Here is a 15,960-nt window from a genome sequence, read left to right as displayed (position 1 = left end):
CCCGTGGCCGGTTCACACCGGCCACGGGGTTTCCCGTGCCGCGCCCGAGACGAGGTCGCGGGCGCGGGTCCGGCGATCGGGAATCCGATCAGTCGTCGTCGAACACGAAGCGGCCGTTGGTGTTCCTGTTCGACAGGAAGTTGTTGTTGTTGTTGTGGTTGTTGATCCGTAGCTTGAAGCGCTGGTGGCCGCCGCGGTGGCCCCAACCTCCCCAGCCGCCGCAACCACCGCCGCCGCAGCCGCAGCGGCGGCCACAGCCACCGCCGCCCCAGGTCGGGAAGGCCGCCGCGGTGACCGCGGCGGTCGACGCGGAGGCGCTCGCGGCGGTGGTCGCCGCCCCTGCGCCGACGACCCCTCCGGTCAGCGCCACGCTGAAGGCGATCCCGGTGATGACACTCTTGAACTTGGGCATTGCTTTTCCCCTCGAAAGGTTCAATTACCCCGATTACCGACATTTCTTGATCAGTCGGAAATCACTAGAGATGGAAACATGTAAGCCATCCCGCTTGTCATACTTTCCTGCCATGTCTGCCCATAAACGGTAATTCAATCCTTTTACGCATCGATTGTCCGTTTATGGCGGTCATTAAACTCTGGCGGATTGTTTTATGGCGAAATGTCCTTTATGTTCCACGAGGGGTTCAACGCCCCTCCGCTGCCGGGCCTCCCGGCTCACGGTCGGCCGGACCCCCTCCTCTCTCAGGAAGGGCGCGCGTCGATGCCGTAGGCGTGCAGCGCGGAGACCATCCAGCGCGAGAGGCGTACGTGGCCGACGAGGGTGGGGTGGACGCCGTCGGGCAGCACCGCCCCGCGCCCCCAGCCCCGGCCGTGCGGGCCGAGGGCCTCGAACGGGTCGAGGAAGGACACCTCCTGCCGGTCGGCGGCGAGCGCGACGGCCTCCCGCACGCCGTAGGCCCACCGGGGTGCCTTCGTCATCCAGATCGGACCGACCAGCACGATCCTGGTGTGCGGCCACCTCCGCCTGGCCAGCTCCACCAGCCGGACGGCCGCGTTCTCGATCCTCGCGGCCTCGACCCGGCGGTCGTTGCGCCCGCCGGAGATGATGAGCATGTCGGGCTCGGGACGCCAGGAGAGCTCCTTGACGAAGGAGTCCTGGAAGGTCCGGCCCACCCTGCCGGGGTTGACGAAGCCCGTCCCCGCGGCGCCCGCGGTGATCAGTTGCCAGCCCAGCTCCCGCGCGACCCGGGCCGCGTAGCCGTCCCACCCTCGTACCGGACCCGACCCGACCGTGAAGCTGTCACCGACGATCATGACGAGCGGAGCCCGGGACGGCCAGGCGGGCGGTGATTTCGTACCGGCGGTCATCGGCGTGGCCAGACCGCTTCCAGCACTACATCCCGAAATAAGGGAAGAAATCGCTACAAGGAATGCGGCCGCGAACGCCCACGGTCGGCTACGTACGGGCGCGCGCATACCACCTCAGGAAACGTCAGGCTCCCGACATGATTGCAGATGTCCACCGGTGGCGGGAGGGGTCAGCTGACATCGGAAGGGCCGACGGACCAGGTGTTGCAGTAGGCGATCCTGGCGTACTTCCAGCCGTGGTCGAGCCAGGCGGCGTAGCGCTCGCCGCTGCCGTGGTCGCGCCGGGCACCTCCGTTCTGGTCGTCACCGCGCCCGTACTCGGTGCGCAGGACCTCCTGCCAGCGGGCGTTGGTGACTCCCAGCGGGACCCGTACGGTGCGGGCGAAGGCTCCGGCGAGGCACTGCGCCTGGAGTTCGCTGCGGCGGGAGTGGGAGTCCTGGGCGGCACGGGACCTGTCGGAGACCTCCCACCACCAGGCTCCGCCGATGCCCGCCATGCTCTGCACGTGGTGCGCGTACTCGTGGGCGAGCACGGTCATGTAGGGCACGTGGTTGGCGGCGGGGTCGAGGTCGCCACTCTGCTCGATCACATGGCTCAGGCCGATGTACATGCCCCGGTTGGACGGGCAGTAGTAGGCGGAGGCGTTGGCGTCGGGGTACGTCCCGCAGGGCCCTCGCCCCTGACGGGACCAGTAGACCCTGCGGGCCGGGAGGAAGAGCGCGCCGGCCTGGGAGAACTTCGCCGACCACGCCCGGTCCAGGCAGTCGGTGACGGCGTTGAGATAGGAGAGCATCTCGCGGGGCCGGGTCGAGGGCCGCGGGGCACGGCACGAGGTGGGACGCATCAGGCCCGTGCCGTACAGCGGGTTGCGCTTGAGCCGGGCCCCGGTGTCCGAGCGCCGCATCTGGCGGAGGTCGACGGCGGTGCTCCTTCCCGTGGCGTTCCGTTTCGCGGCGACCGGCGTGATCTCGGCGTCGCCCAGCGAGCCGAGGTTCAGCTTCTCCGGCGGGGTGAAGTCCGGCGTGGTGACCTCGCTGTCACCCGTCTGCTGGGGGGCGGCGCTCCTCGTCGCCACCGGGGCGGTCCCCGGCCCGGCGGGAAGCTCGACATCCTTCTCACCGGCCAGACTCGCGATCACCACGACCGCGGTGAACGCCGTGGCGAGCACACCGAGCACGCCGAAGGCCAGCGGGTTCGCCCCCCGTGAGCGCATGCGACCGCCCCTCCAAAGAGTTGATCTACGGGCGGCAATCTAGCGGATGTAACCACATATGGGTTTATAAGCGGGAAAAAATGGATACGGGGTGGTCCGTCACAGGCCGGTGGATCTCGCTAAGCTCCCGGCACATGGCGGCATCTTTCTCGCACCGAGCAGCCGGAACCCTGGCCGCGACGGCGATCCTCGCGCTCACGCTCGGCACGTCCCTCGCCCTCGCGTCCCCCGCCCTGGCGAGCGGCCCGACCGGAGCGGAGTCCTCCCGGACCGTGCGGACCGAGGCGGCACCCCCCAAGGTCTGGCGGACCGAGGCGGAGCCCCACTCCTCTCGGACCGGACGGAGCATCCGTGCCGCACGCTCCGCGCAGGCCGTCCGCTCCACGCAGGACGGCAAGGTGACCAGCACGACCGTCCAGCTGGAGCTCCGGCAGGACGGCGTGCTCCACGTCAGGGAGGAGGTCGTCTTCGAGGGTGACGCACCGTCGCGCGACCTCGTCGCCCGGACCCGCTACGACGATCGCAGCGACCGCCTCTACCAGGTCACCGGTCTCAAGGGCGACGCCACGCTGACCGGCGAGACCATCACCCTGAAAGGATCGGGAAGCGCCACCCTGGAGTACGACGTCCTGGGCGCCGTCACACCGCTCGCCGACGCCCAGGAACTGCGCTGGTACGCGGTGGGCGCCTGGTCCGTTCCCGTGGAGCAGGCCAGGGTCAGCGTGAGCGGGCCGGCCACGACGCAGAACCTGTCGTGCTTCGCCGGCCCCCTCACCTCGGCGATCGCCTGCACCGAGGCGTCCATGGACCACACGGGCGTCGCCGCCGAGTTCGGGCAGCAGGACCTCGGCGCCGGTGAGGTGCTCACCGTGGTCGTCGGTTACCCCGCCGGCGCCACCAAGGGGGCACCGGTCCTGGAGCGCCGCTTCGAGCTGTCCAACGCCTTCACCCTGAACGCCGTCACCGGCGGCGCGCTGGCCGGCCTGCTCCTGCTGCTGCTCGGCGGCCTCGGCCTCCTCTACTGGACCAGGGGCCGCGACGCCCGCGTGGTCGGCCACGAGTCGGGCTCGCTCAGCGGCGTCGAGAACGGTCACTTCGCCCCGCCGGACGGTGTCCGCCCCGGCCAGATCGGCACCCTCATGGACGAGCAGGCCGACGTGATCGACGTGACCGCCACGATCGTCGACCTGGCCGTGCGGGGCTACCTCAGGATCGACGAACAGCCCCGGCAGACGTACGAGACCCCCGACTGGAGGCTCGTGCGGATGCCCGCCGCCCAGGTCGCCTCGCTGCTGCCCTACGAGCGGGAGCTCTACGACGCCATCTTCGACGGCCGTGACGCGGTGCTGCTCTCGGAGCTCCAGGGATCGTTCGGCGCCAAGCTGGGCAGGGTCCGCGAGGCGCTCTACCGCGACGTGGTCACGCAGGGCTGGTTCGCCCGCCGCCCCGACACCGTCCGCACCCGCTGGACGACCCTCGGGGTGGTCCTCACCGGGCTCGGCGTCCTCGCCACCGTCGGGCTCGCCTGGCTCACCACGTACGGGGTGCTCGGCCTGGCCCTGATCATCGCCGGTGCCGCCCTCGCGGTGGGCGGCCAGTACATGCCCGCCAAGACCGCGAAGGGCGCGGGCGCCCTCGCCCACACCATCGGTTTCAGGGAGTATCTGTCCAGCGCCGACCTCGGCGGGGACGTCCCCGAGGCCCAGCGGGTGGAGCTGTTCTCCCGCTACCTGCCCTACGCCGTCATCTTCGACAACGTCGACCGCTGGGCCCGCGTGGTCTCCTCGGTCACCGGCAACGGACAGCAGGCCGACAACCTGTACTGGTATCACGGCCCGGCCGAGTGGGACCTGTCCAGGTTCGCCGACTCGATGCGGACCTTCACCATGACCACCTCGGGGGCGATCTCCACCACCCGCCAGTTCCGCTCCCTGTGAGAGCTTCCTTACACGAGCCCGTACGCGAGCCCCGGGCGGCTACCGCACGCGGACCTCGCCCACCGGACGCCCTCCGCCGAGCACGACCCCGGTGGCGAGTTCGTCGAGTCCCGGGGCCTCGAAGCCGAGGGCGGTCAGGGCCGCGACGGTGACCGGGACGCGGGCGCGCTGGCCACCGTCCTCGATCTTGACGGTTCCCGAGCGCCCGTCGGTGAAGACGAACGCGTCGAAGGCCTCCGCGCCGGCCTTGACCAGCAGCCCGGGAACCGCCCGCATCAGCCGGGCCTCGGGGCGGGTGGTCCCCGACGTCCACTCGGGGTGGGCGCGGAACGCGTCGGCGACGCGACGCTCCGGGGAGTCGGGATCGGCGAGGACGAGGGCGCGGAACGCCCGGGTCACCCCCAGCATCGAGACGAAGAACAGCGGTGCGCCGCAACCGTCCACCCCGCTCGCGGCGACGCGCTCGCCGGTCAGTTCCTCGATCGTGGCGCGCACGGCCCGCTGCAGCGGATGCGCCGGGTCGAGGTAGGTCTCCGGGGGCCAGCCGTTGGCCACGCAGGTGGCCAGCATCGCCGCGTGCTTGCCCGAGCAGTTCATGTAGACCCTGGCCCGGCCCCCTCCTGAACGCAGCACCTCCTCGCGGGAGGCGACGTCCTCAGGCAGGTCCGCGGGACAGCCGAGCGCGCTCTCCTCCAGCCCCGCCCCGGCCAGGATCCTCCGTACCCCGTCCACGTGGAACGGCTCCCCCACGTGACTCGCGCACGCCAGCGCGAGCAACTCCCCCTCCAGGGGGAGCCCGGCGCGGACCATCCCGAGCGCCTGCAGGGGCTTCATGGACGAACGTGGCGACACCAGGGCGTCCACCGCCCCGTGAACCCTCACCGGCGACCCGTCGGCGGCCACCGCGAGCATCCGCGCCCGATGGGTGGACTCCACGAACCCCGAGCGGACAACCTCGACGAACAACGACTCAGCAGACACCTTTGTCTCCTTTCGCCCGAAGTCTAGGGACGCCCGGGGACACGGGATGATGGGGGTATGCGTGCGGTCGTACAGCGGGTGAGTTCCGCGTCGGTGGTGGTGGACGGCGCGACGGTCGGGGCGATCGACGAGCCGGGGCTGCTCGTCCTGGTCGGCGTGACCCATACCGACACGCGCGCCGAGGCGGCCAGGCTCGCCGCCAAGCTCTGGGGCCTGCGGATCCTCTCCGGCGAGAAGTCCTGCTCCGACATCGGCGCGCCACTGCTGGTGGTCAGCCAGTTCACCCTGTACGGCGACGCCCGCAAGGGCCGCCGTCCCACCTGGCAGGCCGCCGCCCCTGGACCGGTCGCCGAGCCGCTGGTGGAGGCGGTCTGCGCCGAACTGCGCGCGCTGGGCGCCCGCGTGGAGACCGGGGTGTTCGGGGCCGACATGAAGGTCGGGCTCACCAACGACGGCCCGATCACCCTGATTCTGGACATCTGACCCCGCGCGCCCCGGTGACCACGACCGGGGCGCGGCGCCGTCGGGCGCCCTCGGGGTCAGCGGATGCGGCGGCGCAGGCTCGGGTCGATCTGGACGTTGCGCCCGGCGTCCGGCGGCACGATGACCTCCTGGGACGCGGCCACCCCCGCGGCCTCCAGCGTGGCGTCCACCGGCACGGTCCTCTTGACCACGGCGAGCGCGACCGGCCCCAGCTCGTGATGGCGCGCCGAACTCCCCACGAAACCGACCTCCGCCCCGTCCAGGGTCACCGGCGCACCGTGCTTGGGCAGGGTGTCGACGCTGCCGTCCAGGTGCAGGAAGACCAGGCGGCGGGGCGGGTGGCCCAGGTTGTGGACGCGGGCCACGGTCTCCTGGCCCTTGTAACAGCCCTTGTTGAGGTGCAGGGCCGAGCCGATCCAGCCCACCTCGTGCGGGATCGTCTTGTGGTCGGTCTCGAAGCCCAGGCGGGGACGGTGCCCCTCGATCCGCAGCGCCTCGTACGCCCAGAGCCCGGCGAGGCCCAGCCCGAGCCGGCCGGCGAGCAGGTCGCGCGGGAGCAGGATGTCCTGCCCCACGGCGACGGCGCCCTCGGGCAGGTCGGGGCGCGCCTCCCCGGCCACGGAGACCACGGCGTAGCGATCCGTCACGTCGGCGACCTCGACCCTGAGCATGAACCGCATCTTGTCGAGGAACGCGGCCACCTCCGCGCCGGTGCCCGGCTCGACGTGCGCCCACACCGCCTCGCCGTCGTCGACGAGGACGAGGTGGTGCTCCACCCTGCCCTGGGCGTCCAGCAGCAGCGTCTCGGTGGGCCGCCCCGGTTTCAGGTCGTCGAGTTTCTGCGAGCTGAGGCTGTTGAGCCAGCTCAGACGATCGGGTCCGGAGATCCGGACGACCTCGCGGTTGCTCCGGTCGACCATCGCCTCCCCGGCGAGCAGCGCGCGCTGCTCGGCGAACGGGTCGCCGTAGTGTCCGGCGACGTCGGCGTCGGGGCTCTCGGCCGCGACCGCGCCGGGAGTGTCCAGCAGAGGGCTTCGCATGAACACAGCCTACGAGGCTCCGCCGAAGAGCACGGCGGCGACTCTTCCCACAGACGGGTCCCGGCCTGCGCGACACACCCCGGCGGCTCGGCTCAGTGGCTCGGCGGCCGAAGCGCGACGAGTCCCGGCCCCGGGATCCCGCCGGTCCGGCGACGATCTCCCCGGCGGCTCAGCGGCACTTGCGGCAGCGGCCGAAGACCGTCAGATGGTGCACATCGGTGAGGAACCCGAGCTTCTGGTCGAGGTTGGCGACGAAGTCCTCCACCAGGTCGGGGCTCACTTCACTGATCTCCCCGCAACCGCGGCAGACCAGATGAACATGATCGGCCTCGGACGTCAGGTGGTAGGTGGGGGCGCCGTGCCCGAGATGGGAGTGGGTGACCATGCCGAGCTCCTCAAGGAGCTCAAGGGTCCGGTAGACGGTGGATATGTTCACCCCGCGAGCGGTCTCCCGCACCCGGTTGCAGATCTCCTCCGGAGTGGCGTGCTCACAGGCCTTGACCGCCTCAAGCACCAGCTGGCGCTGCGGAGTGACCCGGTAACCGCGCGCCCGGAGTTCCTCATGCCACGACGTCTCGGTCATATACAGAGTCTATGAGCACCGAGGCTCCCCTCGTCCTCCCACGGCCCGACCGCCTGCAGCAGTGGATTCGCCGGTGTGGAGGCGGTCAACTCACCGGATAGGTGTCGAGCAGGCCGCACATGCCCAGTCGGCCACGGTCGCGTGGCTCCGCCATCTGGTGGACCTGCGCCTCGGCCAGGTGTGGCGCTTCGCCGCGAGCGAGCGCGTCGAGCTGATGTCCGGTCTCGTCGGCCGCCCGCAACGCGCCGTCGCGCCATCTCCGCCGCCAGTCGTCCACGTACGGCCGGACGAGGCGGATCGCCGCGGCATGGAACTCGCGCAACGGGGTGAGATCGTCGGCCAGCGCGGCGGCCCGCAGCCGCTCGAACCCGCGTACGGCGAGGTCACGCCGAGCATAGGCGGCGGTCACGTCCGCGCCTGGCGCGCCGCCGCCGGGCAGCGCCACGGCGGCCGCGTACGTCGCGGGGTCGGCGAGAAGGTCCGGCGGAAGGGTCAGCACGGCGTCGCCTGCCTCGGGAAGACCGCTGTTCTGCATGAGGACGACGATCTCCAGGCCGCCGTTGTTGACCAGCCGGTGAATCGTGCCCGGAGCGAACCAGACAACGGCCCCCGGACGCAACCGGGTCTCCCGGTATCCGGAAAGCGTGAGCGTCTGCACGAGCCCCGATCCGGATATCACCACGTACGCCTCGGCGCAGGCCAGGTGCAGGTGAGGAGTACCGCCGATCTCGCCGTCCGGAGCGATCGAATCGTAAACGCAGAGCCGGGAGACTCCGACCCCGCCCGGCAGCGGTGTGACTCGCTCCGTCGACATGCTCATCGGCATCACCTTTCTCGGGGAGAAATATCTCAGGAAAGGGCTTTCCAGTTATGGCTCGACGCTAATACCACGCACCGGCACCGTCAACACCGGCCGCCCACTCCCCCGGGCCGCACCGGGTCGCTCATCGAGCCGGTCAAGGTCGCTGCCCGGCCATCGGTCACCGGCGGCCACGCCAGAGGTGCGACACGGTGGCCAACGACGCCAGCGCCAGGCCGGCCACCCCCGCGACCGGGGACCCCGCCACGGTCAACGCGGTCGCGACCAGGCCGGCCGGCAGCCAGGTCCAGGTCGCGACCGGCCGGGGCGACCGGCCGCGCCGACGCCGCCACGCCTCCGTCGCCATCGGGATGATCAGTGGCGGCAGGATCGCCCCGAGCACCGACAACCAGGGCAGCAGCAGGAGGTCGAAGCGGACCGTGGCCAACAGCGCACCGGGTACGGTCACCATCAGCATGGCGGCCGAGTTCGACATCGTCGGACGGACCGCGCGCAGCGCCAGGGCGCCCGAGTAGGTGGTGGTCAGCGCGGGCGCGAAGACCCCGGCCGTGACGAACAGATTGGCGTACGACGAAAGACCGTCGGCGTCCGCCAGCGCCGAGACCACGTCGGTGGAGCCGGTGTGCAACCAGACCCCGGCGCCCGCCGCGATGACCACGACCGCCGGGGCGACCAGCAACAGGACGCACCGGACGAGGTCCCGGCGGGTGGAGAGACCACGGCTGAAGTCGGGTGCGCGCAGCGCGAAGACCGACACGTAGCCGCCGATGACGGCGATGTCGGCAGCCACACCCAGGCCGCCCAGCCCACCTGGACCGCCCATCGACAGGGTCACCGGCGGCGTCGCCGGCCGCAGCAGCGCCACGCATACGGTGACCAGGGCGAGTGCCGCCAGCGTGGTGAGCACGGCGATCCGGTTGCCGGCCGCGGGCGAGGCGTAGGACACGGCCAGGACGGCTGCCGCGAGCAGTAGCGCGCCCATCGGTCCGGGAATGCCGAACACCGCGGCCAGGGAGGCGCCGCCCAGCCCGACGTTGAAACCATTCCACCCGATCATCGCGGCGCCGAGCACCCAGCCGAGCAGGAGCCGCCCTGCCGCCGGCAGATACCGGGGCGCGACCTCGGTCAGCGTCCCGCCTTCCCCGTACGGCGGCCGTACCCCCAGGGCACCCTGACCGAAGAGCAACAGCGCCATCAGCGCGGCGCCCCCGGCCAGGCCGAGCACCGGCACGGCGCCGCCGTGCCGGTGCGCGATCCCGGCGCCCAGGATCAGCGCGGCGGGCGCCGCACCGAGTCCGAGCCACGCCCCGGCGGCGTCGGTCCACCGCCTCGGCGCGTGGCTGTCGGTCAGTGGTTGGCTCCCGAGCCGAGGAGTTCGCGGATCTGCGTGGCCAACCGGTCGAACCGTTCGTCGGACATCACCTGCGCGTACTCCCGGTCGAGGGGCAGGTCGACGGGGAGAGTGCGCACGATGCGGCCCGGACGCGGGCTCATCACCTCGACCCGGGTGCCGAGGAACACCGCCTCGGCGATGGAGTGGGTGACCAGGACGATGGTGGTCCCGGTCTCCTGCCAGATCCGGTTCAACTCGGTGTTGAGCTGCTCGCGGGTCAACGCGTCGAGCGCTCCGAACGGCTCGTCCATGAGGAGCACCGGCGGTTGGTGCAGCAGCGCCCGGCAGAGGGCCACCCGCTGCTGCATGCCGCCCGACAACTCGTGCGGGAGCGCGTTCTCGAAGCCGGTCAGGCCGGTGAGCTCGATCAGTTCGTCGGCCCGGCGGGCAGCCCACGCCCGGTCCAACCCACGCATCTCGGCCTGCAGCAGGATGTTCTTCCGCACACCTCGCCACTCAAGCAGGGCCGCCCGCTGGAAGACGAAGCCGATGTCCTTCTGCGGCTGGGTGACCGGCCGGCCGAGGAGGGCGACCGTACCGCTGGTGGGCTTGACCAGGCCGGCGATGATTTTGAGCACGGTGGATTTCCCGCACCCGGACGGTCCCACGATCGTGATGAACTCGCCCGCGTCAACCCGTAGGGTGACGTTGTCGACCGCCAGGGTCTGGGATCGTTTCGACTGGAACTGGACGGTCAGGTCGGTGATGTCGATCGCGGTGTCGGTCAGCGTCGCTGCGGCTGTGGTCATCGCCGCCTCACCCGTTGCTGCCGTAGGAGCCGTCCCAGTACTTCGACGGGGCGCCGGGGTCTCCCAGCTCGGCGTACTGGGTCATCAGATTGATGGTTTCGGTCCACTTCGCCTCGGCGTTGACCCCGGGCGTGCCGTCGGCGGCGACGTCGAGCAGCGGCACGGCCAGCGTCAGCTGCTTGAGCAGCACGTCCTTCTCAGGCTCGTTCTCGGCCAGTTCGGCCATCGCGTCGACGGCGCCGGGGATGTCCTTGGCCGCCTCGCTCCAGGACCTCTGGGTGGCCCGGACGAACGCCTTCACCATGTCCGGGTCCTTGCTCAGCGTGTTCTCGTTGACCACCAGGCCGGTGCCCAACATGTTCATCCCCCAGTCGGCGTAGAGCAGGTAGTCGACGTCCTTGCCGGTTTTGGCCTCGATGGTCGGCGCCTGGTCGTGGAAGAAGCCCTGGATGGCGTCGACCTGGCCCTCGGCGAGAGCGGCGATCTTCCCGGCCGCGTCGAGGTTGACCACCTTGACGTCCTGCTCGGAGAGCCCATTGGCCTTGAGCCAGGCGGGGAAGGTGGCGTAGATGGCATCGCCCGGGGTGCCGCCCACGGTCTTTCCCTTGAGATCGGCGGGTGCCTTGATGCCGGTCTCGGCGAGGGATTCGATGGAAGCCGGGCCCTTCTGCAGGAACACCCCCACGCTCTTGACCTTCATGCCCGAGGTGATGCCCTTGAGCAGTGGCGGAGTGTCCGCCCAGCCGAAGTCGGTCTGCTCCTGGGCCACCGCCTGGATGGTCTTCCCGGACCCTCCGCCGGGTTTGATCGTCAGCTTGATGCCCTCGGCATCGTAGAAGCCCTTCTTGACCCCGTAGTAGAACGGAGCGTGCTCGCCGTAGGGAACCCAGTTCAGGGTCAGGTTCACCGTTCTGGCGCCGTCGGCGGCGCCTGGCTGTTCGGCGTCGCCGCCGCCGCAGGCGGCCACCGTTCCCACCAGCAGGAGCACGGCGGCGGTATACCCAAGACTTCTCATTGGCGATGCCTCCCGAAGCATCCGGCGGGGGGGTGGGGGTGTGTGGAGCGATTCAGGACGTGGTCAGCGGTACGCCGGTACGACGGCTGGCGTGCCACGGGATGAGCAGGGCCTCCGCCACCTCGACGATGACGAAGAGGACGATGCCGATCAACGACATCAGGAACAGGTCGGCGAAGAGCAACGGGGCGTCCAGATTGCCGTTGGCCACCAGCAGTACGTAGCCGAGACCCTCGTCGGCACCGACGAACTCGCCGACGACGGCGCCGACCACCGCCAGGGTCACGGCGACCTTCAACCCGGCCATCAGATGCGGGAGCGCGTTCGGGAATCGGATCTTGCGGAACGTCTTCCACCGGCCGGCGCCCATGGTCGCGGACAGGTCGATCAGCTCCGGATCCGTCGATCGCAGACCGGCCACCCCGGAGATGACAACCGGGAAGAACGCGATGAGAACGGCCAAGACGATCTTCGGCGTGAGCCCGACGCCGAACCAGACCACGAGCAGCGGGGCGATCGCGATCTTCGGAATCACCTGGGCGAAGAGCACGATGGGGTAGATGGCCTTCTCCATCGTGGGCGAGTAGGCGATCAGGACAGCGGTACCCAGACCCAGCAGGGCGGCCAGGATGAAGCCGATGACCGTCTCATACAGCGTCACATACGTGTTCCGCATCAGAAACGCCCAGTCTTCGATCATGGTCTCCCAGACCTGGCCCGGGGTGGGCAGCAGGTAGTTCGGCATCAATCCGAGCTCGGCGACGAGCCACCAGACGGCGAAGACGACGGCGAGCAGAAGCGCGGGTCGCCAGAGCGCCCCGGCGAAGCGCAGCAGGCGAATGCCAGGATGGTCGGCTCGCCCTGTCGGGGCGGGTGGGCGATTCGCCGGAGCGGTTACCTCGGTGGACGTCCCGGCCCGTGCCCCTGTCGGAGTCGTCGTCGACGCGGACCGGTTCTTCGCATCCAGGTCAATGCCGTGGTCAGCCGCTTGGTTCTGCACAGGCACTCCTTCTCCGGGTCGGATCACCGTGAGGGCGGAAGCTGGGCGCGACCGCCTCGCAGAGCCAGGAAAGGGCTTTCCTAGTCCGATTGCCACGACCGTAACCAGCCGGACACGTACCCGTCAACGGTTCTTTTCACTCGACTCGCCCGAAAAGGGGCACAGTTTCCGAAATGCGCTGGATGCGAGCATCCAATCCCTTGCCCGGCCCGCCTCCGCCAACCCTGGACGACAAAAGGGACATTCACTCGTGAACCACCCTTCGAAGGACCTCTTGACCGCCGCCCTGTCTTCTGTTTACGGTCGAAAGCGCTTTCCTAGGAAAACGCTTACCTGTCCGCTGATCCTGACCGCACGTCCACCCCCCAGCCACTGTGAGGGAAGATGGATCACAGCACGCCCCCGACCACCAGCCGGCCCGGACGCAGGCGACGGTGGTTCGGCGCGGCCGCCACAGCCGCCGCTGCGTTGCTCCTGCCGTTCCTGTCGACGCCACTCCCCGTCCAGGCCGCCGCCCAGGCCGACATCCCGCCCCAGGAACCGGGCGTGACGATGCGCGTGTACGACGTGCAGGTCGCCCTGTTCGACTACTGCGTGCTCAAACCAGGCCAGACACCCAACATCGACAAGGTGATGCCGACGATCGACTGGACGACCACCGCGGACTTCGGGTTCGCGAACCAGTTCGTCACCGAAGTGAGCGGCAACCTCAACATCACCACCGCCGGGACCTACGACTTCCGGCTCATCAGCGACGACGGCGCACGGTTCTTCCTCGACGGCACCCAGGTGATCGACCACCCCGGCCGCCACGGCGCCACCCCGAAGGACGGCTCGATCGACCTGACCGCGGGCTACCACGCGCTGCGCATCGAGCACTTCGACGCCCAGTCCACCAAGCGGCTACGGCTCGAGTGGCGGCCACCGGGCGCGACCGGCCACACCCTCGTGCCGACCTCGGTGCTGAGCACCGACTCCGAGGTCGTACGGGTCACCTCACCCGGCCGCAAGCAGTGTGAGGGCGTCACCGACGCCCCCGGCGACGGGCTGCCGCTGACCGGTGTGCACCCGGCCTACACGCTGACGAACCTGCGCCCGGACGGCTTCCAGCCGCAGGTCACCGGCATGGACTGGCTGCCGGACGGCCGGCTGGCCATCTCCACCTGGGGCGGTGACCGGGAGACCGTGCTCGGCGAGGTGTACCTGCTCGACGGCGTCACCGGCAACACCGACCCGAGCAAGGTGACCACCAAGAAGATCGCCCAAGGCCTGCAGGAACCGATGGGCCTCAAGTACGTCGACGGCACCATCTACGTGTCGGAGAAGCACCAGCTGACCGCGCTCGTGGACAAGACAGGCGACGAGGTCACCGACGAGTACCGCAGGATCGCGACCTGGCCGTTCAGCGGCAACTACCACGAGTTCGCGTTCGGCCTGCTGTACAAGGGCGGATACTTCTACATCACCACGGGCATCTCGATGGTCCCCGGCGGCGCGACCGCCAACCCGCAGCCCGTTCCCCACCGCGGCAGCACCCTCAAGATCAACAAGAAGACGGGCGAAGTGACCTATATCGCCAGTGGGCTGCGCACGCCCAACGGCATCGGCTGGGGGCCGGGGAACGACATCTTCGTCACCGACAACCAGGGCATGTGGGTGCCGGCGTCGAAGCTGGTGCGGATCAAGGAGGGCGCCTTCTACAACCACTACGTCAACCCGAGTGGCACGTACGACGACCAGCCGGTGACCGAACCCGTGCTCTGGTTGCCGCACAACGAGATCTCCAACTCGCCGAGCAACCCGATCGTGCTGCCCGACGGCGTGTTCAAGGGCCAGATGGTGTTCGGCGACGTGACCTACGGCGGTCTGCAGCGCGCGTACCTGGAGAAGGTCGCGGGCGAGTACCAGGGCGCCGTGTTCCGCATGACCCAGGGGCTCGAGTCCGGGGTGAGCCGGATCGGCCTCGGCCCGGACAACGCGATCTACACCGGCGGCATCGGCTGGGCGGGCAACTGGGGCCAGGCGGGCAAGCTCAGCTACGGCCTGCAGAAGCTCAGCCTCAACGGCTCCGAGGCGTTCGACATCCGCAAGATGCGGGCCGTCAAGGGCGGCTTCGAACTCGAGTACACGCAGCCGCTGTCCGACGAGACCGCGCAGAACCTCGCCGCCAAGTACAAGGTCAAGCAGTGGCGGTACGTGGCGACGCCCCAGTACGGCGGCCCGAAGATCGGTGAGCAGACCCTCGAGGTCACCTCGGCGACCCTGTCGAAGGACCGCAAGAAGGTGACGCTGAAGATCACGGGCCTGAAGCCGGGCCACGTGGTGCACGTGCACTCCCCGCGCCCGTTCGACTCGGCGTCCGGTCAGGAGCTGTGGAGCACCGAGGCGTGGTACACGCTCAACCGGCTGGCCGACGGCACGAAGGCACCGGCCGAGTACGAGGCGGAGTCCGCCAAGCTGGCCGGTGGGACCGGCTGGAACACCAACCACGCCGGCTACTCGGGCGCCGGTTTCGTCGACCGCAACTGGGAAGTGGGCGCCAGCACCACGTTCGCCGTCCGCGCCGACAAGGCCGGCCGCCACGACATCGAACTGCGGTACGCGAACGGCCCCAACTCGATCCCCACCAACCCGCCCTCGAAGTCGATGAGCCTGTACGTCAACGGCAAGAAGGAGAAGCAGATCTGGCTCGCCCCCACCGGGGCCTGGGCCAACTGGGCGACCCAGACGGAGACGGTGACGCTGCGCCCCGGCGCGAACACCATCGCCTACGTCTTTGAGGCGACCGACGTCGGACGCGTCAACCTGGACAAGATCACGGTGACGCCGTCGAAGAAGCGGATCACGCTGTTCGACGGCACCGACCTCGACGCGTGGGAGACGACGTCCGGCGCCCCGGCGACGTGGCCCGTGGCGGACGGGACGATGGAGTCGCTCGGCGGTGACATCCGCACGAAGGAACGGTTCGGCGACTTCCGCATGCACATCGAGTGGTACCAGCCGCACTACCCGCCGGAGGTCACCGGCCAGGCCCGCGGCAACAGCGGCGTGTACATCTTCGAGAGCTACGAACTGCAGGTGCTGGAGTCCTACGGGCGACCCCCGGAGCTCAACGGCGCCGGCTCCCTCTATCTGAAGAAGGCGCCGGACGTGAACGCGGCGCGGCCGACCGGCGAGTGGCAGACGTACGACATCGAGTTCCGCGCGGCGCGCTTCGACAACGCGGCCAAGAAGGTGGAGGACGCGCGGATAACCGTGAAGTGGAACGGAAAACTGGTGCACGACAACGTGGCCATCGACGGCCCGACCGGCGCGGGCAGAGCGGAGGACCCGGCCCCGGGCAAGATCAAGCTACAGGACCACGGCGACCCCGGCGACAACCCACGATTCCGCAACGTCTGGATCGAACGGCTCTGACA

The 15,960-nt window shown here is 69.7% G+C and carries 14 protein-coding genes; 3 read left to right on the top strand and 11 right to left on the bottom strand.

Going from position 1 to position 15,960, the window contains the following annotated elements; all coding sequences use genetic code 11:
* Window positions 1-88 precede the first annotated feature (88 nt).
* The 3 genes from ABT352_RS07000 to ABT352_RS06990 form a co-directional block, all read right to left on the bottom strand.
* Entirely contained in the window at window positions 89-412 is a 324-nt protein-coding gene (locus ABT352_RS07000; RefSeq protein WP_350943128.1) for a hypothetical protein, read from the bottom strand.
* Window positions 413-699: 287 nt separating this feature from the next.
* Window positions 700-1,326: an SGNH/GDSL hydrolase family protein gene (locus ABT352_RS06995; RefSeq protein WP_350943126.1), complete on the bottom strand. Its 627-nt coding sequence runs from the start codon at window positions 1,324-1,326 to the stop codon at window positions 700-702.
* Between the two features lie 170 nt (window positions 1,327-1,496).
* Window positions 1,497-2,540: a neutral zinc metallopeptidase gene (locus ABT352_RS06990; RefSeq protein WP_350943124.1), complete on the bottom strand. Its 1,044-nt coding sequence runs from the start codon at window positions 2,538-2,540 to the stop codon at window positions 1,497-1,499.
* Between the two features lie 134 nt (window positions 2,541-2,674).
* Between ABT352_RS06990 and ABT352_RS06985 the strand changes: the two genes are divergently transcribed.
* Complete coding sequence (locus ABT352_RS06985; protein WP_350943122.1) at window positions 2,675-4,477, top strand: DUF2207 domain-containing protein; 1,803 nt, start codon at window positions 2,675-2,677, stop codon at window positions 4,475-4,477.
* A gap of 39 nt (window positions 4,478-4,516) precedes the next feature.
* Here ABT352_RS06985 and ABT352_RS06980 read toward each other — a convergent pair whose 3' ends face one another.
* The gene (locus ABT352_RS06980; protein ID WP_350943121.1) at window positions 4,517-5,458 is read right to left on the bottom strand and encodes an asparaginase; all 942 of its coding nucleotides are present in this window, start codon (window positions 5,456-5,458) and stop codon (window positions 4,517-4,519) included.
* Between the two features lie 57 nt (window positions 5,459-5,515).
* Between ABT352_RS06980 and dtd the strand changes: the two genes are divergently transcribed.
* Window positions 5,516-5,941 (top strand): D-aminoacyl-tRNA deacylase, encoded by a 426-nt coding sequence (dtd, locus tag ABT352_RS06975; protein WP_350943120.1) that lies wholly within the window; start codon window positions 5,516-5,518, stop codon window positions 5,939-5,941.
* 56 nt (window positions 5,942-5,997) lie between these two features.
* On the opposite strand, the gene ygfZ is transcribed toward dtd, so the two are convergent.
* From ygfZ to ABT352_RS06940, 7 genes are all read right to left on the bottom strand, one after another.
* Complete coding sequence (ygfZ, locus tag ABT352_RS06970) at window positions 5,998-6,981, bottom strand: CAF17-like 4Fe-4S cluster assembly/insertion protein YgfZ (protein ID WP_350943119.1); 984 nt, start codon at window positions 6,979-6,981, stop codon at window positions 5,998-6,000.
* A 169-nt stretch (window positions 6,982-7,150) separates the two neighbouring features.
* Complete coding sequence (locus ABT352_RS06965; RefSeq protein WP_350943118.1) at window positions 7,151-7,564, bottom strand: Fur family transcriptional regulator; 414 nt, start codon at window positions 7,562-7,564, stop codon at window positions 7,151-7,153.
* An 85-nt stretch (window positions 7,565-7,649) separates the two neighbouring features.
* Entirely contained in the window at window positions 7,650-8,384 is a 735-nt protein-coding gene (locus ABT352_RS06960; RefSeq protein ID WP_350943116.1) for a cupin domain-containing protein, read from the bottom strand.
* A gap of 160 nt (window positions 8,385-8,544) precedes the next feature.
* Complete coding sequence (locus tag ABT352_RS06955) at window positions 8,545-9,615, bottom strand: hypothetical protein (protein ID WP_350943114.1); 1,071 nt, start codon at window positions 9,613-9,615, stop codon at window positions 8,545-8,547.
* A 116-nt stretch (window positions 9,616-9,731) separates the two neighbouring features.
* Window positions 9,732-10,526, bottom strand: coding sequence for an ABC transporter ATP-binding protein (locus ABT352_RS06950; RefSeq protein ID WP_350943112.1), 795 nt, complete (start codon window positions 10,524-10,526; stop codon window positions 9,732-9,734).
* Between the two features lie 7 nt (window positions 10,527-10,533).
* The gene (locus ABT352_RS06945) at window positions 10,534-11,541 is read right to left on the bottom strand and encodes an ABC transporter substrate-binding protein (protein WP_350943110.1); all 1,008 of its coding nucleotides are present in this window, start codon (window positions 11,539-11,541) and stop codon (window positions 10,534-10,536) included.
* Between the two features lie 52 nt (window positions 11,542-11,593).
* Window positions 11,594-12,541, bottom strand: coding sequence for an ABC transporter permease (locus tag ABT352_RS06940; protein WP_350943108.1), 948 nt, complete (start codon window positions 12,539-12,541; stop codon window positions 11,594-11,596).
* A 384-nt stretch (window positions 12,542-12,925) separates the two neighbouring features.
* Between ABT352_RS06940 and ABT352_RS06935 the strand changes: the two genes are divergently transcribed.
* Window positions 12,926-15,958, top strand: a complete 3,033-nt coding sequence (locus ABT352_RS06935) for a 3-keto-alpha-glucoside-1,2-lyase-like domain-containing protein (protein ID WP_350943106.1) — start codon at window positions 12,926-12,928, stop codon at window positions 15,956-15,958.
* The last annotated feature ends 2 nt before the right edge of the window (window positions 15,959-15,960 follow it).

Origin of the sequence: Streptosporangium sp. NPDC000563 (genome assembly GCF_040299985.1) — a bacterium.
In the GTDB taxonomy this organism is placed as follows: domain Bacteria; phylum Actinomycetota; class Actinomycetes; order Streptosporangiales; family Streptosporangiaceae; genus Streptosporangium.
This window is presented reverse-complemented; position numbering and strand designations above follow the sequence as displayed.

Bases quoted from the DNA above. Each gene is read 5' to 3' on its own strand.
- ABT352_RS06965 (WP_350943118.1), bottom strand. From the start codon at position 7,564: ATGACCGAGACGTCGTGGCATGAGGAACTCCGGGCGCGCGGTTACCGG.
- ABT352_RS06945 (WP_350943110.1), bottom strand. From the start codon at position 11,541: ATGAGAAGTCTTGGGTATACCGCCGCCGTGCTCCTGCTGGTGGGAACG.
- ABT352_RS06960 (WP_350943116.1), bottom strand. From the start codon at position 8,384: ATGAGCATGTCGACGGAGCGAGTCACACCGCTGCCGGGCGGGGTCGGA.
- dtd (WP_350943120.1), top strand. From the start codon at position 5,516: ATGCGTGCGGTCGTACAGCGGGTGAGTTCCGCGTCGGTGGTGGTGGAC.
- ABT352_RS06995 (WP_350943126.1), bottom strand. From the start codon at position 1,326: ATGACCGCCGGTACGAAATCACCGCCCGCCTGGCCGTCCCGGGCTCCG.
- ABT352_RS06985 (WP_350943122.1), top strand. From the start codon at position 2,675: ATGGCGGCATCTTTCTCGCACCGAGCAGCCGGAACCCTGGCCGCGACG.
- ABT352_RS06950 (WP_350943112.1), bottom strand. From the start codon at position 10,526: ATGACCACAGCCGCAGCGACGCTGACCGACACCGCGATCGACATCACC.
- ABT352_RS07000 (WP_350943128.1), bottom strand. From the start codon at position 412: ATGCCCAAGTTCAAGAGTGTCATCACCGGGATCGCCTTCAGCGTGGCG.
- ygfZ (WP_350943119.1), bottom strand. From the start codon at position 6,981: ATGCGAAGCCCTCTGCTGGACACTCCCGGCGCGGTCGCGGCCGAGAGC.
- ABT352_RS06935 (WP_350943106.1), top strand. From the start codon at position 12,926: ATGGATCACAGCACGCCCCCGACCACCAGCCGGCCCGGACGCAGGCGA.
- ABT352_RS06990 (WP_350943124.1), bottom strand. From the start codon at position 2,540: ATGCGCTCACGGGGGGCGAACCCGCTGGCCTTCGGCGTGCTCGGTGTG.